Below are 20,378 nucleotides of genomic sequence, written 5' to 3' on the forward strand. Positions count from 1 at the left end.
TTTATTTGTATATTGTATGCAATATAAAATACTGCGTTTAATTTGAAAAGTAAACTATGAATAATAATCAACAATTACAATCATCAGCACAGCATTCGCAAATAGCCACAAACAAAACAGGGTGGCGTGGGTTTGGGCTAGCGTTTTATATCGCTAATACAATGGAAATATTTGAGCGTTTAGCATGGTATGGCTTTTTTGCTGTGTCGTCGGTGTACATGACCACCCCGATTGCTCAAGGCGGAGTTGGCTTTAATGATGCCCAGCGCGGCGCTGTGCAGGGGATTATTCCGTTTTTTTTATATCTTTTACCAGTTGTCACAGGAGCGCTTGCAGATAGGTATGGTTATAAAAAGATGTTTTTTTGCTCATTCATTTTAATGGCACCCAGTTATTATTTTCTAGGTCAAGTAACTGACTTTAATTCGTTTTTTATGATTTTAATGTTGGTAGCATTTGGCGCGGCGTGTTTTAAACCTGTGGTTGTGGGTACCATAAGCCAAAGCACAAACGACACTAACCGTGGGCTGGGCTTTGGTATTTTTTACACCATGGTCAATTTAGGCGGGTTTATTGGGCCGCTTGTCGCGGGGTATTTACGCGCCATTAGCTGGGATGCAGTATTTATCATGTCCTCAGCGTGGATTTTAATTAATTTTATACCACTTATTTTTTATCGCGATACAGTAAAAGACCCGCAAAATAACAAAGGGCTTGGGCATGTTTTACAACAAGCTCAACAGGTATTAGGAAATAGCCGGTTTGCGCTTTTACTATTTATGAGCGTAATTATTTTAATGACCGCGGGTGTAAGTTGGTTAAGTTACCCGCAGGCGTTTTCGCTCATTGCAATTTGGCTGGTTACAAATGGCTTGTGGGACAAACTGGTGTGCAGGCAAAATACTACAAAATGGTATTTGCAACGGGTGCATGTGAGTAACCGCAACTTCGCACTTTATTTGGCTGTGTTGACCGGGTTTTGGACCGTATATAACCAATTGTTTTATACCTTACCTTTGTTTATTCGCGACTATACTAATACACAGGATTTAGTGGCCTTTTTAAGCTATTTTGGTCAATCAGCGGTTGATTTTTTTGCTTACGTAGATAGCCAAGCGCTAAGTCAAAAACTACACAACCTTGCAGCAAACTACGCAACCACATTAAGTACAAATGTTGATTTTGAAGCAATCCGATTGGAGTTGGTTCACTTAAAGGTCAATGTGCCTGTTTCTGAAATCGCGCTGTTTATCAATCAAGTTAACGCGGGTGGCTTCACTCTAGAACAAAGTAAACAGCTTAGTGAACAATGGCTTGTTTATCGCCAGGTAAACCCAGAGTACTTAATTAATTTAGACTTTGCTGCCATTGTATTATTACAAATAATTGTCAGCGTAAGATGTCAGCATTTTAAAGTGATCTCAGTATTAATAAGTGGCCTAATTGTGACTGCGGGGGCTTTTTTATTATTGCTGTTAATGAGTTCGGGGCTATTATTAACACAATTAGGTGGGATTGTTATGGTGACGGTAATTTTACTCATTGCCTTTGGCGAAATGCTCACCTCACCAAAAAGCCAAGAGTATGTTGCGAGCATAGCGCCTAAAGGCAGTGCAGCAATGTTTATGGGATACTATTTTGTTTCTATGGCATTAGGGTTTTTATTTGCAGGTTTTTTGTCAGGGTGGAGCTATGGTTACTTGGTCAAAACATTACACAGTCCCGAGTTAATGTGGTTACTCTTTGGTTCAATCGCATTAGCAACAGGATTAGGTTTTTATTTTTTAGCGCGTTATAAAAAGGATTAAAACTGTGAAGGTTAACTATGTGAACATACTTGTGCTAGCTATGCTAATGATGAGTATAAAAACAAATGCAAACAGTGAGCCGAGCTATAAAAATCTCATCAATAGAACGGGCACTCCCTATTACATGCAAGATTTTGAGCAAGGCGGTCATCAACGCTTTAGTCCGCTGTTTGATCTAGGCGCATGGCATGGCCATTTGCTTCCAGATAAAGAGCATGCGGGTGGATTCAGTGGCCCTGCGCTTGTGACAGAAGAATACCTTAATTTTATTGCGCCTTACTTTGAAAAGCTGAGTGTTTATAAAGGCGATAGTATTAACAGCGCGAATAAAATTGAGTTAACGATGCAGGCATACAGTGTGCCTGGTGCACTGGTACAAGAACTCAAAGGGGAAGGAGTAGCGATTACGCTAACTCTTCGTTTTGTGAGTAATCGCACGTCGTTGGTTAAAACTCAAATAACGACACAGCTACCACTCACATTGTATTTTGAAGGTGAACTTGTTAACCATCTAAGTGCGAAAAATGGAAAAGCGATTGATCTTCGTTCACCTTTTAAAGTACACCCTAACTTCTTGCCTAGATGGAATGTTTCAGCTAACAGCCTCATCCTTAATTTTGGTAAAGTGCGTGACTTTGGCCATTTACTCACCTCAGGCAGTTCACAGTTACAGCTGCATAAAACACTGCCTGTAAAAACCACGCATGATGATATGAGCTATTCAAGCCGTGCATATATTGCTAAAAGTAAAACCTTTTTTACCACTTACTCATACCTTCTTAATGAGCAAGAAGAAAAGTCTGAAAAACCTGTTATTGCAGACATTTTAAAGCGGCCAGATTATTATATGACTCGCAGCAAATTACGCTGGCAAGGTTACATCTACCACGCGACAGAGGATATTGCTTCAGAGCAAACACAGTACCTAAAGTTAGCGGTTAAAAGTGTAGAAACGTTGATTAGTAATTGGCGTAGTGCCGCAGGTGCGCTTAGTTATGACACGGTAAGCCCCGCAGTTACAGGGCGCTGGTTTTCTGGCAACCAAACTTGGCCATGGGATAGTTATAAACAAGCATTTGCATTAGCGACCTTTCATCCTCAGTTGGCAAAGCAAAACTTAAATACCGTATTTGAGCATCAAATACACGCCGATGATTCGATAAGGCCATGGGATGCGGGGTTTGTTCCTGACTTAGTTGCTTACAACTTAAGTCCTGAACGCGGTGGCGATGGTACTAATTGGAATGAAAGAAATACTAAACCCAGCTTAGCTGCATGGGCAGTATGGCAAGTGTTCAAGCATACTAATGACAGTGAGTGGCTAGCGCAAATGTACCCCAAACTAGTTGCATACCGTAATTGGTGGTTAAGTAACCGAGACCATAATAAAAATGGCGTGCCTGAATATGGCGCAACCCTCGATAAAGCGCATAACACACCAGATGGTGAGTTAATATTTGAAGTGAAAAAAGAGGCAAAGTGGCATACTCAACATGGTTTAAAGCAGTATGAAGCTGAGCGTGCAAAAAATGAATTGACACAAATTAAGGTGCCTGCACAAACAGCTGCTTCTTGGGAATCAGGCCGCGATGATGCAGGGGTGTTTGGGTTTATTAGCCCTAAACAACTTACTGATTATATTGAGCAAGGTGGCCAAGCCAATGATTGGCAAGTGGGTTTTGCCCAAAACACTAACCTGAATGGAACTTTGGTAGGGTACTCACTATTACAAGAGTCAGTTGACCAAGCCTCATATATGGCCGCAGATAACCGCTACTTAGGAAAAATAGCCAAACAGCTTAACTATCCGCATCAGGCCAGTTACTTTTTAAAGCGAGCTACGCAACTCAGAGACTATATTAATACCTGTATGTTTGATGACAAAACAGGGTTTTACTATGACATAAAAATAGAGGACAAACCGCTGAATAATGGCTGTGCTGGCAAGCCACTGGTTAAGCGAGGCAAAGGCCCTGAAGGTTGGTCACCGTTGTTTAACCAAGTTGCACGAGTTGAGCAAGCAGATAAAGTGATACAAGTAATGTTAAACGAAAACGAATTTAACACACGTGTGCCACTTGGGAGCGCAGCATTGAGCAGCCCAGCCTTTGGTGCTGACATCTATTGGCGTGGTAGAGTGTGGCTGGATCAACTTTATTTTGGCTTGATTGGAATGAGTCATTATGGATATTGTACTCAAGCGCAACAGTTAAGTGAAAAATTATTAGCCAACGCTGATGGCATCCTATCAACCGCACCCATTCGCGAAAATTACAACCCGCTTACAGGCGAACAGCAAGGGGCACCAAACTTTTCATGGAGTGCAGCACACTTGTTGTTAATTGCGCAGAAACAGGGGCAATGGTGCCAATAGCAAGCGTTGCTTATTATGTTAATTTAGTGCATGTTTACTACTAAACAATATTATGAAAGTGCGACTGTATAAGCGATGAATGTTCAAAAGCTGATTCAAAATAAACACGTCATTTTATTTGATGGTCAGTGTAAGTTATGTGATGCATGGTGTAATTTTATTATTAAACGCGACAAAAAAGCGCGTTTTAAACTGTGCAGTGTGCAGTCACACAAAGGCCACGCTGTGCTTAGTTATTTTGGTTACTCGACCGATAACGTGAAAAGTATGGTGTATGTTGATAATGAACACTGCTACACACAAAGTGATGCCGTCATTCGTGTATTGAGTCAATTAGGTTGGCCATGGCGCGCAGTGTTAATCTTGAATTTAATACCCAAACAATTGCGCGATTGGGGGTATGACCGTGTGGCGTTTAATCGTTATCACTTATTTGGCAAATTTGACTACTGTCGTTTACCTAATCGTGGAGAGCAACGACATTATTTATAATAAATGATAAAATCAGCGCAGTTTAGTTTAGTAGAGATACATTATGGCCAGCACCGCCCATGCACTTCATATTTTGGTTAAGCACAAAGAGCTTGCCGAAGACATTATCAAGCAACTTAAAAAAGGCGCTAAGTTTCAAGTCCTCGCAAAAAAACATTCTACGTGCCCGTCAGGTAAAAAAGGGGGGGATTTAGGAGAGTTCAAACGCGGTCAAATGGTGCCTCAATTTGATAAAATAGCGTTTAATGGTGAAATTCTTGAACCGCATTTAGTTAAAACAAAATTTGGTTGGCATGTCATTAAAGTGCTTTATCGTACTTAAATGAGTAAAACAAAAAACCACCGCAACGGTGGTTTTTTGTTTTTAAAAGTGGCTGCGTTTATCCAGCGATTGCCGTGGGTTGCACATCAAGGCCGTACCCAAACATAACAGCCAGTACCAATACAATTGACGCTGCCGTCATTAATTTTAATAATAGCGGTAAACAAAAACGGAACCAGTGCCCATAAGGGACACCCGCCATACCTAATATGCCCATTAATACCGCATTGGTAGGAATGATCATATTTGAAAAGCCATCACCAAATTGATAAGCCAACACAGCAACTTGGCGTGGGACACCGACAAGATCGCCCAGCGGCGCCATCAGTGGCATAGTCACGTATGCTTGGCCAGAGCCTGAAGGAATAAAGGTGTTAAGCAAGGTTTGAATGACTAACATGCCAATGGCTGATATTTCAGCACTCACATACGATAACGGCAGTGACATACCGTGCACTAAACTATGTAAAATTTGACCGTCTTCGAGGATTAACGCAATACCTCTTGCCACACCAATTAAAATGGCCGTAGTTACAAGATCAGACACGCCTTCAATAAAGCGATTAGCTGTTTCATCAGCAGATAAACGCCCAAGAATCGCAATTACAGCACCCCAAGCAATAAAGACACCGCCTAATTCGTATAAGTACCATCCCTTGGTAGCAATGCCCCATACTGCAATACCCAAGGTAATAATGAAACTACCTAATATCAGTTTATGGCGCATCGCAAGTGCAGGGTAATGGGGAGTAGCTTTATCATTTAATGGGCATGGCACGTCAAGCATCATTGATTTGCTTGGATCTGCCGCAACACGTTTAGTGTATTGCCATACATGATGAAAACCAATCAGTACAAACGGCACAAAGATTGCCAACCGCAACCATAGACCTGAATATACAGGTACTTCAGCAATTTGTTGTGCAATGAGTACGGTAAAAGGGTTAAACGCCGAGACCCCATAGCCAATACCATATCCGGCAACAATCATGCCTACAGCGGTCATTGCATCGAGTCTCATTGCTTTACATAACGCGACTAAAATTAATACAAAGGGAATGTATTCACCGGCTGTACCAATGCTGCTAGAAGCTAACGCAAAACAAAAGACCACCATAAATATTAAGCGTTGTGGTTTTTCGCCATGGCGTTCAAGTAAACGACCAATAAGTGCATCAACGGTGCCAGTAGCACGCGCAATAGCCAATACGCCACCCACAATTAATACGAAGAAGATCACGTCTTGTGCGGCGGCAAAAGCACGCGGGATAGCTTTTAATAAATCCCAAGGGGTTAAGTAATGGCGCTCTGCCACGGTTTGGTAGGTGCCAGCCATGACCATTTCACGGCCATTTTCAGTCAAAGTGGTATCAAAAAAGCCTTGCGGTACTATCCACGTTGCACCCAATGCAATAACCATCATACCAAGCAGTAAAATCAAAGTATGCGGGACTTTGAAGGTATTACTCATACGTTCTCCATATTTTTTAATTAAGACAGCAAATGACGACATGTGCTGATTTTTGCGAAGGAGAATACCACGACTTACTCGGTCAAAATTAAAAAAGGGACAGTTGTCTGTAAAGGAATGTAACAATAATAGAGCCTGCCTTTAAAAAAGATTTAAAACGCCTTAGTAACTGGTTATTAACATTAACTTTTTAGTTTATGGCGTATACCCAAACCACCTCAAGATGCGAGCGTCGTTGGAATTAAAAGCGATTTAGGCAAGGCATTGATTGCAAGAAATAGTGGTTCTATTGTTAAAATCAATAACGCAGTATAAATCACTTTTAAACCAACCCGTTGGGCGTTTCACAGGAACTTACTCTCATCGTTGTTCCTTCTTAAAAGGGATGGCCATTGTTGCAAAGTAACGCCTTGATATTGAGCCCCTGTGAAACGCTGAATTCTGCATCTTGAGGTGGCTTGGGTATATAAGTAGTGTATTTTTATAGCGTGCTTAAAGGGATCTAAATAGTGTGCCTTGGCGTAAGATATACCCAATTAATAAACAGTTTTTTAAGCGTGATAGTGTATGAGTCAGTCAAAATCGGTGCCAACATCGCGATTTGCAAGGTTAAGTAAATTTGGCTTACTGGCATCAAAAGTCGCCGGTAATGTGTTGCTTGATGGTGCAAGATCAGTGGCGAAGGGTGAAAAGCTTAATCGGCAATCGTTAATAATGTCTTCTAAAAATATAGAGAATCTTGCCGAACAGCTTGCACAATTACGTGGCGCGGCGATGAAGCTTGGACAGTTATTATCAATGGATTCAGGTGAGCTGTTGCCTCCCGAGCTGAGCCAATTGCTAGCGAGGTTGCGATCTGATGGCCATGCAATGCCACACAAACAACTTGTAAGTGTGTTTAAGTCACAATGGGGAGAAGGGTGGCTTGACAAGCTTTCACACATTGAGCTTAAGCCGTTTGCTGCCGCTTCGATAGGGCAAGTACACAAAGCAAATTTAGAAAATGGCGAAGCGTTGGCGATTAAGGTGCAATACCCAGGCATTGCTAAAAGTATTGAAAGTGATGTTGATAATTTAGCCAGCTTGCTAAAGCTCAGTGGTCTACTGCCTAAGCATATAGATATAGACCCCCTAATAGCCGAAGCTAAGCAGCAGCTGTTGGATGAAGCAGATTACGAACGTGAGGCTGATTTTTTAAAGGTATACCAGCGCTATCTTGCACCGTTTGCGCAATTTAAAGTGCCACAAACCTACCCTGAACTCAGCACAAAACAGGTACTTGCTATGGAGTTTGTAGATGGTATTGACCTTGATGAGTGCGTTGAGTTGAATCAAGCACAAAGAGATAATCTCGCCCGTGATTTAATACAGTTGTTTTTCTACGAATTGCTGCAATTTAATACCGTTCAAACAGATCCTAATTTTGCTAACTATTTATATCAACCTGCTTCAGAAACGGTTGTGCTACTTGATTTTGGTGCAACACGGCCATTACCAAAGGTTATTTGTGACGGTTATTTCAAACTCTTTGCGGGCGCAATTGAGAATGATGAAAAAGAGATAGCACTCGCCGCAGAGCAAATAGGTTATTTTGATAGTCAAATAGACCAGCACTACAAAAAAAATGTACTTAACATATTTAAATTGGCGTGTGAGCCGCTTTTAATTGATGAGGCCTATGACTTTGCAGCAAGCCCACTCGCTAAACAAATACGCGATAAAGGCCTTGAAATGAGCACACAAAAACAGCAATGGCATTCACCGCCCATTGATGCACTGTTTGTTCACCGCAAACTTGCTGGCTTGTATTTGATTGCCGCAAAGCTTAATGCAAAGGTAAATGTCTATCAGCTGTATCAAGCATTTTTAGCTGACTATGAGTCTGCGAGCACCATGTAACTAGCATTACGTGGTGTTAAAGCGTTATTGACTGTCTTGCTCTGCTATTTGCTCGAATGCTTGTACAAATGCATCGCTTGGTTGTCCACCAGTTAGTGCATATTCGTCGTTGATAATAAACGTAGGGACAGACGTTATACCCATTTGTTGTAAGGCATTTTGTTCGCTACGTACCGCTTGAAAATATTCACCTGAATCTAATATTTCTTTTGCACGGTCTCTATCAAGGCCAACACTTTGCACCACATTTAATTGGCTTTCTTGTTCGTTTAAATACACCAAATCGGTAAAATGTGCTTTAAAGAATGCCAGCTTTAATTCGGTTTGTTTACCTTCAGTTGCTGCCCAAGTCAGTAAACGATGGAGATCAAAACTATTGATCATGATGCGGTTACCATCAAGGTTAAAGGTAAACCCTGCTTTTTCACCCATCTCTAAAATATGCTTTCGATTTGCATCGCCTTGCGCTTCAGTTAGGCCATATTTTTGCGCTAAATGTTCATTTAAATCTTGTCCTTCAATGGGCATATCAGGATTCAGTTCGAAGGGCTTCCAGCTTATTTCAGCGTCAAACTTGTCACTCAATTGAGCTAATGCAGATTCAAGGTTTTTATAGCCTATAATGCACCACGGGCACATTACGTCAGAAACAATATCGATTTTTAGCTTTTTCATTGGGGTAGCCTGTTTTGAACAATATAGTGAGGATATGCAGGCACACATCACAAAGTTCAAGGCAACACAGCAGAGATTGTCAATTAAGGTGAGTTCAATGCATTAATTGCACAGTTTCTTACATCTTTAAAACACTCTTGAACAGATTTAATTTTAAAACCCAATAAACTCATTATTAGACAAATGAAAACAATCCAAAGGACAACATGATGAACAAGGCATTTATCGTTTTACTATTATTAACAGGTTGTGCTGCAGGCCCGGGTGTTGATCGAGCTGAAGAAAATAGAATAGTCACTGAATATTATGCGCAAGTTCAATCGACAAAACCGGTTCAGCTATCGTCAGATGTGTTCAACGGCATGATGATTGGCGCAACAGTAGGGGTAATCGATGAGTTAGATGGTAATCGCGAAGATATGATTGCAGGTGGTATAGCTGGTGCACTGGTTGGCGGTTTATTTACTGCTTTATTTGAAGGCAGTGATGAGGCATACGAATACCAATTATTTACTCAAAAGCAAGGCGAATTTTGGGTTGTGCAAAAAGAGCAATTACCCTCAGATACCCAATGCGTTAAAGTACGTGTAGCAGATAAAGCAACATTGGTAAAAGCACCAAACCAATGGTGCGAAAATAATGAGTTACTAACACGATCAGCCATGTAGGCCGATCGTGAGGTTTTTAACCTAAACCAAATGGGTCATCAATACTATGCGCAGGCTCCGTAAACCATTTAGGTCCTTCGTCAGTCATGTAAAAATGGTCCTCCAAACGAATACCAAATTCGTCTGGCACAACCAGCATAGGCTCATTACTAAAGCACATACCAGGTGCAAGTGGAGTTTTATCTCCGCCTACTAAATAAGGCCATTCGTGAATATCCAACCCTATACCATGGCCTGTACGGTGTGGACAGCCTGGTGTTTGATACTCAGGGCCTAATCCTTGTGAAGCTAAGTAATTGCGAGCACCGGCATCGACCGCTTCACATGTTTGCCCGATTTGAGCAACTTTAAATGCAGCAATTTGGGCCGCTTTTTCGTAATCCCAAAACTGGCGTTGACGCTCTGTTGCTTCACCAAACACATACGTTCGCGTGATGTCAGACAGGTAATCATGTACTTTACAGCCAGTATCAATCAATACCATGTCGCCTTTTTTAAGGATTTGTGCATCTTTTACCCCATGCGGGAAAGAGGTGGCAACACCAAATAACACAATACAAAAATAATTACCCGGCGCGCCTACCTTTTGGTGAGCTTGCTTGATGAAGGCTTCCACTTCTGTGGTGCTAATACCTTCGTGTAACATGCTCGCGGTTGCTTGGTGTACAGCGAGTGTCATATCCATAGCACGTTGCATTAGTTTCAGCTCATTGGCTGATTTATGCATACGGCAATGCGCAGTGACAGGTTGTGCATTAACTAGTTTTAAGCCATTTTGTGCTTTGTTGATGCCATCAAAAATAAAAAACTGGGCGCTTTCATCAATCCCAATTGTGCCATCTTGTGCAATGCCCATCTCCTTAATGACATCGACAAATAGTTGGTATGGGCTTTCATGCTCTTGCCAGCCACGAATTGGGCCATCAATCACTTTAAAGCCATTCAGTGAGCCAATTTCAAAGTAAGGCGCAATGTATTGTACGTCACCTTTGGCGGGTAAAATTGCCCCAACCATACGCTCACTGGCATACCAGCGCATACCGGTAAAGTAAGTTAGGTTTGTGCCTGCATTTAAATAAATGGCATCGATGCCATTTGCTTGCATGTAAGTTTGCGCTGTTTTAATGCGCTCTAGGTGTTCTTGCGCTTGAATGGGCTGCAAATCTTTAGTCATATCACTGAGACTCGCCAGTGCCTGCTCTTTAGATTGAGTACCAATACCTGTGGTCGTCATAATGCTCTCCTCGTTAATGGGGCTATTGTGCGTGTGGGATGGGTGAACTGCAAGCCGCATGCGTTGAAAATCGGCTAATGCAATATGGTTTAATGTCTATTTTTGTAGGGTGTCTTAAACACAGTGAAGTAATTAACTCCCCAGTGACCGCACCTTGTGTTAACCCCAAATGTTGATGTCCAAATGCAAAGAAAATATTAGGATGAAAAGGGGCTTCACCAATAACCGGCAATGAGTCAGGTAAAGAAGGGCGACAGCCCATCCACGTACTGTGAGCATGCAATGATGAGGCTGATTTTTTAAGCATCGCTTTAGCGTGCGGCAATAATGCCAGTGCACGTTTGTTGTTCATTTTGCGCTGTGTGCCTGCAAATTCCACCGTCCCCGCTATTCGCAAACCTTGGCTCATGGGGGTCATTATAAAGTTACGCTCAGCAGAGGCGACAGGGCGAGAAAGGCCATAGTTACTTGCTAGCATGCAATGGTACCCGCGTTCAGTATCCAGCGGGACTTTATAACCAAGGGGCTTAATAAGCGATTTACTCCATGCGCCAGCGGCAATAACCACTTTGTCAGCGGTAAATTGTTGTTGCTCGCCTTTGAGTGTATACCCAAGTTCAGCTTGCTCAATCGCGGTCACTTTTTGTTGACAAAACTGCCCCCCAAGGGCAATAAATTGCTCCGCTAATGTTACGCAAAATAAGTGCGGATCAACGCTGTGTGCCACGTCATTAAATAATAAAGCGTGCTTAATTGTGGGTGCTAAGTTAGGTTCAAGTTGCTGAACTTGTTTTGAATTGAGCAGTTCAACACTTATATCGTGCGTTTGAAAACTCTCTAATAAGCTAGTTATCTGTTCAATCGGGGTTTTTTCAAAGGTCAGTAAACTGCCTTTTTTAGTGATTAGATAGTCTAAATTATAGTTACTTAGCAATTGGTCATAGGCTGTAATCGCATGTTGATTTAGCGCTTTTAATGCCAACGAGTTGGCTGTATAGGTTTTGTTATTCATATTTTTTAGAAATAACCAAAACCATGGTAGTGCCTTAATAGTATAACGCCAATCAATACGCAGTGGACCCAGTGGGTTTAACAACATAGAAGGGAGCTTTTTAAGTACCGATGCATGCGCTAAGGGAAATACTTGTTCTGTCGCAAAATGCCCCGCATTTCCCTTAGAGCACCCTTGAGCTAGACCGTTTTCATCGTACAAAGTGACGGCAAAGCCAGCTCGTTGTAAGTTTAGCGCGCAACAAATACCAATCACACCCGCTCCAATGACCCCAATCTGTTCTGTACTTTGATCTGCCAAAATAATTACCTCTTTATGCAATTCGCTATTTTGGCCGATAAATCTTTGCCTATCTCAATATTGCATTTAGTTTTTTAAATTACGAAATATGATTATTTAACGTTGTTAGTTTGATTCTTTATTATTTTATTTCAGTTGTTTAGCCTTTTTCTTGCTGCGCCATATAGGCCCTTTTAAACCAATGACTAACGGAATGTTAAAATAGGATATTGATTATTGTATACAATATACTTACTATATCAAGCCTAAACATCAATCAGGTAATTAAAATGACAGTAAATTGGCAAGGGGTCTTTTTAGCAGCACCGACTCAGTTCAATGCATCAGACGCCATTAAATTTGCAACAACAGCAAAGATGATCGATGAGCTAAATAATGAAGGCGTTCACAGTATTATTGAACTGGATGCAGCAAACGAGAACACGACTGCCGTCTCGCTTTACACGCAAGCAATGACAAACCGTATTGCTTTAACAAAATTTAAGTTGGACTAAGTTATGCTCAAAGGGACCTTTTTTTGTATTGACGGCCATACCTGTGGCAACCCTGTACGGCTAATAACCAGTGGTCACCCGCAATTAAGTGGGGAAAGCATGAGTGAAAAGCGCCAAGACTTTTTGCAAAATCATGACTGGATACGCCAAGCGCTTATGTTTGAGCCTCGTGGCCACGATATGATGTCGGGCGGATTCTTATATCCACCTACCAAAGAGGATGGCGATGCGGCTATTTTATTCGTTGAAACATCAGGGTGCTTACCCATGTGTGGTCACGGCACGATGGGCATTGTCACGTTTGCGTTAGAGCATGGCTTGTTGCATGCACACGTGCCAGGAACATTAAAACTCGATACACCGGCAGGGCGCGTTGAAGTCAATTATGAAATGACTGGCGGTAAAGTTCAGTGGGTAAAAATTTATAATGTGCCAGCGTACCTAGCACATCAATCAATTGAAATTGAAGTGCCTGAGTTAGGCGCGCTTAAAGTAGATATTGCCTATGGTGGCAACTTCTACATTATTGTTGAACCGCAGGGGAATTATAAAGGCATTGAACACTTAACCGCAGGGCAAATTTTAAAGTACAGCCCACAGGTACGCGATGCCATAAATATAAAAACGAAATGTGTTCATCCGCTTGACTCAACTGTTCAAGGTGCAAGCCACGTTTTATGGACAGGCACACCTAAAAATGCCAATTCAGACGCCGCCAATGCTGTTTTTTATGGTGATAAAGCCATTGATCGTTCGCCCTGTGGCACAGGCACTAGTGCGCGTATGGCGCAACTATTTGCCAAGGGGCAATTGGCTCAAGGGCAAAATTTTATCCACGAAAGTTATATCGGCAGCCAGTTTATTGGTTGCATTGAACAGGTAACAGAAATCGCAGGTATCACAGCCATCCTGCCAAGTATTCAAGGTTGGTCTAGAGTGACGGGCACAAGCACGATCACCGTTGATGACGATGACCCATATGCATTTGGGTTTCAAGTAATTTAATCAGGAGCAAAACATGACATTAACAGGACAAAGTTTAGTAGCAGGACAATGGATTGGTGATTCAGCGAATGGTGAATTTAACGCATTTTCCCCAGCGCGCAATGAACCCCTCTCCACACGCTTTTTTAATCTGAGTGCCGCTGAATTAGACGGGGCGATAGCAGCCGCGCAATCGGCTTTTTATGAGTATCGTAAAACCAGCTTTGCGCAACGAGCAGATTTTTTAACGTGTATTGCAGATCACATATTGGCGCTAGGGGATGAGCTACTTGAGCAAACTCATCAAGAAACCAATCTACCCATGATGCGTTTGCAAGGCGAGCGCATGCGAACCGTTAATCAACTTAAGGCATTTGCCAGTGCTTTGCGTGAAAACCCTGAATCACCATTGGGTTTAAAAGTTGTGGACGAAGCCGATGCCGCAAGAGCACCGTTACCAAAACCACATACAGAGCTTAATTATTTACCGCTTGGGCCTGTGGCCGTATTTGGCGCATCTAATTTCCCGTATGCCTTTTCAACACTCGGTGGCGACACGGCAGCAGCACTGGCAGCAGGTTGCCCAGTGATTGTAAAAAATCATACAGCGCACCCGGGAACCGGTGAGCTTATGGCACGCGCGGCGCTTGCCGCTATAAAAGAGTGTGCGATGCCATTAGGCGTGTTTGCAATGGTGCAAAGTAAGGCGTATGACATGTCGCATCAGCTCGTTGCTGCGCCGGAAATTAAAGCGGTTGGGTTCACTGGCTCATTTAACGTTGCTAGTAAACTGCAAGCGACCATTGCAAAGCGTGAAGAACCCATCCCATTTTATGGTGAGCTTGGCAGTATTAACCCCCAAGTTATTCTACCTAATAAAGCAATTGAACAGAGTAAAGAAATTGCACAGTCACTTTGCCAGTCAATGCTGATGGGCAACGGGCAATTTTGTACCAGCCCAGGGTTGTGGTTAGTGCCAACGGGATGTGATGAGCTTGAAGCACACATTACAGCGTGCATTGATGATGCCCCGTCAGACACGTTACTCACTCCGGGGATTGTTAACACGTTTAAACACCAAATAGCAGCGCGTAGCCAGCTTGATAAGGTCAGTGTGTTAGGTGCAGGCAAACTTGCACAGGCGTTTCATGCCAATGCACATGTATTCGCGTGCAACGGCGATGACTACTTAGCAACTCCAGCTTTACAAGAAGAAGTGTTTGGCCCTGCGGCGTTAGTTGTGCGCTACGACAGTGAACAGCAGCTCATGACATTAGTAAATCAATTGCAAGGGCAGCTAACCGCTAGTGTGCATGGTACCGACGCTGACTTAAATAAAGCCGATAGCCTTATTGAAACGCTGCAATATAAAGTGGGTCGTTTGATAAAAAATCAGATGCCAACAGGCGTTGAAGTCTGCGGCTCAATGAACCACGGTGGGCCATTCCCAAGCTCAACAGATGTACGTAGTACTTCTGTAGGTACAAATGCAATGTTACGTTTTATGCGCCCTATTTGTTATCAGGCATAAAGTAATTAATGCGGGAGTCAATATTGCATATTCCCGCATTCCTTTATGAACGGTGGCTGTGGACTGAATCTAACTTGGCATCTCATGTTACTTGGGTATAATGTATGCTAAATGCAATGTTTAAGGAACACCATGGCAATTGAGCATAAAACCCGCACCCAACTTGTTGCAGAAGCAATTCGTGAAAAAATATTAACAGGCGAAATTAAAGCCGGCGATCCGCTTCGTCAAGCTGCATTGGCTGCTGAGCTTAATGTAAGCCGTATTCCTGTTCGTGAGGCGCTGCTTCAGCTTGAAGCTGAAGGACTTGTTAACTTTGAGGCCCATAAAGGTGCCACAGCAACAGAGCTTTCTGCATCACAAATTGATGAAATTTTTGATTTAAGAGCATTACTCGAAGCAGAGCTGCTAAGCCACTCAATAGGCGGTTTAACAGATCAAGACCTAATTGATGCAGAGCTTATTTTAACTGAGCTTGAAAGCGCTATGGACGCAGGTGATACACACCTTGCAACGGGCGATTTAAATAGCCGTTTTCATGGCAAATTGTATTCGCGCGCACAACGCCCACAAACTCGTGAGCTGGTTGATATGTATAGTAAAAATTCAGAGCGCTATGTTCGTATGCATATATTGTTAGCCGGTGGCCTAACAACAGCGCCAGAAGAACACCGTACTTTACTAGAGTTTTGCCGCGCGAAAGACACTAAAAAAGCCTGTGATTTTTTGAAAAAGCATATATTGGGTGCCAAAAACGACATTAAAAAGCTATTACTTAAAATAGAAGACGAAAAAAGGTAGCTTTTCGTAAACTATTGCTAGCACATTCATATAATGTGCTTTAACGCGTTAAATTTATTTGACAAAAATATACAGCTGTTCTTTTTACCTGTTTATAACCTAGAGAATGGGCTAATCACGCCATTTGCACCTTGTTGTAAAACATGCGTATAAATCTGAGTTGTTCGCACATCACTATGGCCTAGTTGCGCTTGAACCGTTCTAATATCAGCACCACTTTGTAGTAAATGTGTTGCAAAAGAATGGCGTAAGGTATGCGGAGTAACGTGTTTATTAATTTGTGCATCACAAGCTGCTTTTTTAACCGCGCGCTGTAATTGTTTTTCATCTATATGATGTCTTCTCAATTGCTTACTTTGGGGATCAATGCTGAGTTTATAAGATGGGAATAAATATTGCCACCCCAGCTGCTTGTTATGATTTGGGTATTTTTTACGTAATAAGTGTGGCAAATACACGCCGCAAAATAGCGGGTTATTTAGGTCTAACTGTAAATAACTATCTACTAATTGAATTTGTGTCCGTATTTGCGGTATGAGCTCAGTTGCAAGCGTTACAACACGGTTTTTTCCTCCTTTACCATCCCATATGCGGATGCAGTTATAGTCAAAATCAATATCCTGCACACGCAAACGCAGTACTTCCATTAGCCGCATGCCACTGCCATAGAGAAGCCCACAAGGTAAATAATGTTTTGCAGAGCACACTTTAAAAAAAAGGTTTATTTCTTGCTGTGTTAAAACGACGGGGAGTTTAGTTGCTCGTTTGCTCTTGATAAAATCTAAGGATAGCGATAGTGGCTTTTTAATGACCTCCTTAAATAAAAAGCTTAACGCATTTAAAGCTTGCGTTTGCGTATTAGGTGCAACATTTTGTTGGTTAACTAGATGATTTAAAAAAAGCTCTACTTCATTATCTCCCATTGTTGTTGGGTGTCGCATAGAATTGAAGCGAATAAATGCAGCTATCCAGTATAAGTAAGCTTTAATGGTACTTTTAGCATAACGCTTTAAATACATTTTTTCCGAAATCATAGTTAAAAAAGGTGACTTCATAGGGTGAATCTCAAAAATAAATAACTGTATATATAGACAGTGTTTTGTGTTTTGTCCAATATTACTGATCTCTACCATTTTGGGGTATTTTTGCACTTGTAAAAAGTTAGACAAAGTTAACTAATTGTTTACAGGTGTTTATTTGAGGGCTAAGATAAATGCATTGTAATATATGGACATTTATCGGTTTATAAAACGACAAATGTCATAGACAAAATTGTTATGTTTTTCGGAGATTTTGTGCTCAATTTAAATAGTAAAGTTAAAAAATACACCGCAGTTTTTTTTCCATTACTAATTTTATCGGTATTATTTTACTTCACTCTAAATAACGAACAGACAAAGAAAGAGATGATATATAAATCTTTTTCCACCGAGCAGGCACGTAACCAGTTAAATAAAGGGTATTACTACCGCTACCTAAAAAATATCGAATGCTCGTTACCTAATATTCCCAACGAAGATGTTGAAACGCTAGACTTATATTTGGAAATGTTCAAAACAGATATTGAGCTTCTTTTAAAAAGTGACTCAATCAGTTCTAAAACGAGAGAAAGCCTTACTCAGGCACTAAATCATAAGACAGGTGAGTGCTAACCAAAACATAACAAGAAATTAAACAAGGACAAAAAACAGTTGGTTTTTGCTCCTGCGTCGCTTATTTTAACCAATTGTTTTTTGCCTGTTAATTAGGCGTTAGACTCAAAGGGAACCCATGAGCAATAAGTCGCAATACGAAAAGTTTATTGAGCTTTATAGTTACTTAGACTATACGTTGCATGAATTGCCTGCAGGTGTTTTATACGTCGCAAATGGCGCAAATGAAAAACAGTGTAAAGAGCTTATGGAAGCAACTTACGAGCTGGAGAATCTTTCAGTTGTTGTTGGCGAGGATGTATCGGACTTTCTTGCTTTTTGTCGCTGGCATTACGAACGTTATGCACACTATTTAAGTAGGCATAGTCATTTTGCGAACTATGCGGTATACATTGACAAGTATAATGGTCCAAGAAAAATTTGAGTCTAACAAGCCCATTAATTCGTTCGCAGGCTCACTGGGACGCCTTCTCGCTGGCTGGCGTCACTACGTTCCTAAGTTTAGCCAGCGTTCAGTCGCCCCTTATGGGAGCGTTATAAGCCAATACAGGGTTTGGAGTATCATGGAAGAAAATAAGTTTTTTAAATTAGTTTGGCGCTTCAATGGACTGGTTATTTCAGTTGCGGGTGTACTTGCTGTAGGTGTTCTTTTATTTGTTGCATTTAAACTTTTTCAGGATGTGACGAGAGAAAGAACAACTCGAAATATTGTAAACATTGAAGAAAACGCTGAAATAAAAGAAAACTGGAGATTCGGGCAACTAACTAAAATAAATGATGGAAAAGTACTAATGATTCCACTTTATTCTGATCAATCATTCGATCGTGCTTATTTCAGCAAATCGTCAAACTCAACAAGAAATCATTTATTTATTAACACCGAAACGTCTCAAAAAACGTGGTTGTTTGATCATACAAATTACTTAATAGAACGCAGTGACAAATTGAGAAAAGGCGACTTTAATTCCAAAGAACCTATTCTTGCTATCTTGTATCAACTCGTACAACTGGATTCAGATCATGATAATCGTTTATCTGCTGGTGACTTAAGAACAATAGCTATTACCAATCCTGATGGTTCTGGCTATAAAGAATTAATAAAAGAAGTAGAATCTATTGTGGATCATACTCTATTAAATAAAGGTGAATTATTCCTAGTTTATCAAAAGGCTGGTGTGTCATATTCTACACTATTAAACTTGGAAAGCTTCGAGCTAACTAAAACGGATAAATTACCAAAAGTTGGCTTATAACAAGTTGCTTAAACGGACAAAAAACAGTTGGCTTTTGCTCGTTCCTCGCTATTTTAGCCAACAATTTTTTGCGCGCTTAGCAAGGCGTTAGGTTACCAATGAAGTATATTTTTTTTCTTCTCACATTTTTATTGTTTGGATGCTCATCGAATCAACGAGTAGAAAACTTTGACCTAAAGATTGAAGGTGTCTTTGATTCTTACGACTACTCTACTCATGCCTATAATAAGCAGCTATGCGGTAATAATTTAGATTATTTTGCTAAAATCGAACTCACAAAGTTACAAATTGAAAAAATACAAAATGAAGCAAAAAAAATTGATTTTTTCGATCTGCCTGATTATATAGCTCATCAAAATAAATTAGTAATTTCAGATGATTTGGAAAGAATTGAGGTTTGTGCACCTTGCCCTAATAGAACTGTATATTTGAAATTGGGCGATAAAAGTCACTCTATAACTTGGTCATGTAATTGTTCCAACTTTGAAGAGCCGACACCCAAGGTTATAAAGGCATTTATCGCTTCTATAGACGATTCAATTAGTAAAACTAAAGGTTATAAAAAAGCGCCAGAAAGTATGTGTCGCTTAAGGTAACCTAACAAGAATTTCAAGCGGGACTGCTAACAGTTTGCTCGGTTTCGCTTTGCTACACATTTTAGCAAACTATTATCAGCCTCAAATGGGCGTTATAACTCACTATGAAATATGCGATCTTTTTAACATTGGTGATAATCTGCGCTTTTGCACAGGCAAGCTCTCCAGTTGTGTTAATTCCAAATGAAATAAATATTTCAGGTGGTTTTGAAGGCAACCACAAATACACGTTAACAGCTAAAAGAGGCTCAAATTATTTAGATGAAATGACAGGGTTCGAACTCATCATAAATAATGTAAAAATGGAGTTGTCTGTAAAATCGTTTGAGGGGCTTAAATCTCCTAATTTAAATAATATAGGCTTAGTTTATTCTAACGGTCTTAATTTAAGAATAAACGGCGAGAAAAAAGCTGATATACCCTCATCCTATAGCCTGTATATACTATTTGGTGAGGAGGTTGATTGCGAGCCTAGTAATGAAACCTCGAACTTAGTACAAAATGAAGTGGAGTTTGTTCTCCTCACAAGTGGAAAAGTGCAATCAAAAAAAATTACGGTGGCTTGTGAGTTATAACAAGCCAATTAATCAGGACAAATAACAGTTGGTTTTTGCTCCTGCGTCGCTTATTTTAACCAACTGATATTTGCCCATTATTGGGGCGTTAGGTTTCTCCATGAATTTAGATGAACTGATTCATCATTATTCAAACTTAGATATTGAATTGATCTCAGTGAAATTGGTTGAGATTTTGAATGAATGGAAAGCCGATAATTCAAACGTTCATGATTTAGAGATACTAATAGAAAAGAA

At 40.9% G+C, this 20,378-nt stretch carries 20 protein-coding genes; 15 read left to right on the top strand and 5 right to left on the bottom strand.

The features are described from left to right. The first annotated feature begins 56 nt into the window (after positions 1-56). The 4 genes from C7Y70_RS08510 (at position 57) to ppiC (ending at position 4,996) form a co-directional block, all read left to right on the top strand. Complete coding sequence (locus C7Y70_RS08510) at positions 57-1,808, top strand: MFS transporter (protein WP_135474369.1); 1,752 nt, start codon at positions 57-59, stop codon at positions 1,806-1,808. A 19-nt stretch (positions 1,809-1,827) separates the two neighbouring features. Further along, positions 1,828-4,182: an alpha-glucosidase gene (gene ygjK / locus C7Y70_RS08515; protein ID WP_245321443.1), complete on the top strand. Its 2,355-nt coding sequence runs from the start codon at positions 1,828-1,830 to the stop codon at positions 4,180-4,182. 75 nt (positions 4,183-4,257) lie between these two features. Further along, positions 4,258-4,674, top strand: a complete 417-nt coding sequence (locus tag C7Y70_RS08520) for a DCC1-like thiol-disulfide oxidoreductase family protein (RefSeq protein WP_135474371.1) — start codon at positions 4,258-4,260, stop codon at positions 4,672-4,674. Between the two features lie 43 nt (positions 4,675-4,717). Continuing rightward, positions 4,718-4,996 (top strand): peptidylprolyl isomerase PpiC, encoded by a 279-nt coding sequence (gene ppiC / locus C7Y70_RS08525; RefSeq protein ID WP_058561577.1) that lies wholly within the window; start codon positions 4,718-4,720, stop codon positions 4,994-4,996. Between the two features lie 58 nt (positions 4,997-5,054). Here the strand turns inward: ppiC and C7Y70_RS08530 are convergent, their stop codons facing one another. After that, positions 5,055-6,467 carry a TIGR00366 family protein gene (locus C7Y70_RS08530; RefSeq protein WP_099292791.1) on the bottom strand — a complete coding sequence of 471 codons (1,413 nt, stop codon included), beginning with the start codon at positions 6,465-6,467 and terminating at the stop codon, positions 5,055-5,057. Between the two features lie 567 nt (positions 6,468-7,034). Between C7Y70_RS08530 and C7Y70_RS08535 the strand changes: the two genes are divergently transcribed. Further along, on the top strand, positions 7,035-8,366 hold the full coding sequence (locus tag C7Y70_RS08535; protein WP_135474373.1) for an AarF/ABC1/UbiB kinase family protein: 1,332 nt from the start codon (positions 7,035-7,037) through the stop codon (positions 8,364-8,366). Positions 8,367-8,390: 24 nt separating this feature from the next. On the opposite strand, the gene C7Y70_RS08540 is transcribed toward C7Y70_RS08535, so the two are convergent. Next, the gene (locus tag C7Y70_RS08540; RefSeq protein WP_135474375.1) at positions 8,391-9,041 is read right to left on the bottom strand and encodes a DsbA family oxidoreductase; all 651 of its coding nucleotides are present in this window, start codon (positions 9,039-9,041) and stop codon (positions 8,391-8,393) included. A 209-nt stretch (positions 9,042-9,250) separates the two neighbouring features. Here C7Y70_RS08540 and C7Y70_RS08545 point away from each other — a divergent pair, with 209 nt between their 5' ends. Next, complete coding sequence (locus C7Y70_RS08545; RefSeq protein ID WP_135474410.1) at positions 9,251-9,709, top strand: hypothetical protein; 459 nt, start codon at positions 9,251-9,253, stop codon at positions 9,707-9,709. Positions 9,710-9,725: 16 nt separating this feature from the next. Here C7Y70_RS08545 and C7Y70_RS08550 read toward each other — a convergent pair whose 3' ends face one another. Continuing rightward, positions 9,726-10,943, bottom strand: coding sequence for a Xaa-Pro peptidase family protein (locus C7Y70_RS08550; RefSeq protein ID WP_135474377.1), 1,218 nt, complete (start codon positions 10,941-10,943; stop codon positions 9,726-9,728). Between the two features lie 22 nt (positions 10,944-10,965). Then, positions 10,966-12,255, bottom strand: a complete 1,290-nt coding sequence (locus tag C7Y70_RS08555) for an FAD-dependent oxidoreductase (protein WP_135474379.1) — start codon at positions 12,253-12,255, stop codon at positions 10,966-10,968. Between the two features lie 269 nt (positions 12,256-12,524). Between C7Y70_RS08555 and C7Y70_RS08560 the strand changes: the two genes are divergently transcribed. The 4 genes from C7Y70_RS08560 to C7Y70_RS08575 all read left to right on the top strand — a co-directional run bounded on the left by C7Y70_RS08560 (position 12,525) and on the right by C7Y70_RS08575 (position 16,065). Then, positions 12,525-12,749: a hypothetical protein gene (locus C7Y70_RS08560; RefSeq protein WP_135474381.1), complete on the top strand. Its 225-nt coding sequence runs from the start codon at positions 12,525-12,527 to the stop codon at positions 12,747-12,749. A gap of 3 nt (positions 12,750-12,752) precedes the next feature. Further along, on the top strand, positions 12,753-13,754 hold the full coding sequence (locus tag C7Y70_RS08565) for a 4-hydroxyproline epimerase (RefSeq protein WP_135474383.1): 1,002 nt from the start codon (positions 12,753-12,755) through the stop codon (positions 13,752-13,754). Positions 13,755-13,767: 13 nt separating this feature from the next. Beyond that, entirely contained in the window at positions 13,768-15,264 is a 1,497-nt protein-coding gene (locus tag C7Y70_RS08570; protein ID WP_135474385.1) for an aldehyde dehydrogenase (NADP(+)), read from the top strand. Between the two features lie 132 nt (positions 15,265-15,396). Continuing rightward, positions 15,397-16,065 (top strand): GntR family transcriptional regulator, encoded by a 669-nt coding sequence (locus C7Y70_RS08575; protein WP_135474387.1) that lies wholly within the window; start codon positions 15,397-15,399, stop codon positions 16,063-16,065. 92 nt (positions 16,066-16,157) lie between these two features. Here the strand turns inward: C7Y70_RS08575 and C7Y70_RS08580 are convergent, their stop codons facing one another. After that, the gene (locus tag C7Y70_RS08580) at positions 16,158-17,120 is read right to left on the bottom strand and encodes an integron integrase (RefSeq protein WP_135474389.1); all 963 of its coding nucleotides are present in this window, start codon (positions 17,118-17,120) and stop codon (positions 16,158-16,160) included. Positions 17,121-17,471: 351 nt separating this feature from the next. Here C7Y70_RS08580 and C7Y70_RS08585 point away from each other — a divergent pair, with 351 nt between their 5' ends. The 5 genes from C7Y70_RS08585 to C7Y70_RS08605 all read left to right on the top strand — a co-directional run bounded on the left by C7Y70_RS08585 (position 17,472) and on the right by C7Y70_RS08605 (position 20,141). After that, positions 17,472-17,717, top strand: a complete 246-nt coding sequence (locus C7Y70_RS08585; protein WP_135474391.1) for a hypothetical protein — start codon at positions 17,472-17,474, stop codon at positions 17,715-17,717. Between the two features lie 118 nt (positions 17,718-17,835). Further along, the gene (locus tag C7Y70_RS08590) at positions 17,836-18,141 is read left to right on the top strand and encodes a hypothetical protein (protein WP_135474393.1); all 306 of its coding nucleotides are present in this window, start codon (positions 17,836-17,838) and stop codon (positions 18,139-18,141) included. Positions 18,142-18,280: 139 nt separating this feature from the next. Next, positions 18,281-18,970: a hypothetical protein gene (locus C7Y70_RS08595; protein WP_135474395.1), complete on the top strand. Its 690-nt coding sequence runs from the start codon at positions 18,281-18,283 to the stop codon at positions 18,968-18,970. Positions 18,971-19,068: 98 nt separating this feature from the next. Further along, positions 19,069-19,566 carry a hypothetical protein gene (locus C7Y70_RS08600; RefSeq protein ID WP_135474397.1) on the top strand — a complete coding sequence of 166 codons (498 nt, stop codon included), beginning with the start codon at positions 19,069-19,071 and terminating at the stop codon, positions 19,564-19,566. Positions 19,567-19,736: 170 nt separating this feature from the next. Beyond that, positions 19,737-20,141, top strand: a complete 405-nt coding sequence (locus tag C7Y70_RS08605; RefSeq protein WP_167850805.1) for a hypothetical protein — start codon at positions 19,737-19,739, stop codon at positions 20,139-20,141. Positions 20,142-20,378 lie beyond the last annotated feature (237 nt).

The organism is Pseudoalteromonas sp. KS88 (assembly GCF_004766475.1).
Lineage (GTDB): Bacteria > Pseudomonadota > Gammaproteobacteria > Enterobacterales > Alteromonadaceae > Pseudoalteromonas.

What these genes read in the sequence shown, in the direction of transcription:
- C7Y70_RS08570 (WP_135474385.1), top strand. Translation starts at nt 13,768, where the DNA reads ATGACATTAACAGGACAAAGTTTAGTAGCAGGACAATGGATTGGTGAT.
- C7Y70_RS08600 (WP_135474397.1), top strand. Translation starts at nt 19,069, where the DNA reads ATGAAGTATATTTTTTTTCTTCTCACATTTTTATTGTTTGGATGCTCA.
- C7Y70_RS08575 (WP_135474387.1), top strand. Translation starts at nt 15,397, where the DNA reads ATGGCAATTGAGCATAAAACCCGCACCCAACTTGTTGCAGAAGCAATT.
- C7Y70_RS08535 (WP_135474373.1), top strand. Translation starts at nt 7,035, where the DNA reads ATGAGTCAGTCAAAATCGGTGCCAACATCGCGATTTGCAAGGTTAAGT.
- C7Y70_RS08565 (WP_135474383.1), top strand. Translation starts at nt 12,753, where the DNA reads ATGCTCAAAGGGACCTTTTTTTGTATTGACGGCCATACCTGTGGCAAC.
- C7Y70_RS08585 (WP_135474391.1), top strand. Translation starts at nt 17,472, where the DNA reads ATGATATATAAATCTTTTTCCACCGAGCAGGCACGTAACCAGTTAAAT.
- C7Y70_RS08560 (WP_135474381.1), top strand. Translation starts at nt 12,525, where the DNA reads ATGACAGTAAATTGGCAAGGGGTCTTTTTAGCAGCACCGACTCAGTTC.
- ppiC (WP_058561577.1), top strand. Translation starts at nt 4,718, where the DNA reads ATGGCCAGCACCGCCCATGCACTTCATATTTTGGTTAAGCACAAAGAG.
- C7Y70_RS08545 (WP_135474410.1), top strand. Translation starts at nt 9,251, where the DNA reads ATGAACAAGGCATTTATCGTTTTACTATTATTAACAGGTTGTGCTGCA.
- C7Y70_RS08510 (WP_135474369.1), top strand. Translation starts at nt 57, where the DNA reads ATGAATAATAATCAACAATTACAATCATCAGCACAGCATTCGCAAATA.
- C7Y70_RS08590 (WP_135474393.1), top strand. Translation starts at nt 17,836, where the DNA reads ATGAGCAATAAGTCGCAATACGAAAAGTTTATTGAGCTTTATAGTTAC.
- C7Y70_RS08580 (WP_135474389.1), bottom strand. Translation starts at nt 17,120, where the DNA reads ATGAAGTCACCTTTTTTAACTATGATTTCGGAAAAAATGTATTTAAAG.
- C7Y70_RS08595 (WP_135474395.1), top strand. Translation starts at nt 18,281, where the DNA reads ATGGAAGAAAATAAGTTTTTTAAATTAGTTTGGCGCTTCAATGGACTG.
- C7Y70_RS08550 (WP_135474377.1), bottom strand. Translation starts at nt 10,943, where the DNA reads ATGACGACCACAGGTATTGGTACTCAATCTAAAGAGCAGGCACTGGCG.
- C7Y70_RS08530 (WP_099292791.1), bottom strand. Translation starts at nt 6,467, where the DNA reads ATGAGTAATACCTTCAAAGTCCCGCATACTTTGATTTTACTGCTTGGT.
- C7Y70_RS08520 (WP_135474371.1), top strand. Translation starts at nt 4,258, where the DNA reads ATGAATGTTCAAAAGCTGATTCAAAATAAACACGTCATTTTATTTGAT.
- C7Y70_RS08540 (WP_135474375.1), bottom strand. Translation starts at nt 9,041, where the DNA reads ATGAAAAAGCTAAAAATCGATATTGTTTCTGACGTAATGTGCCCGTGG.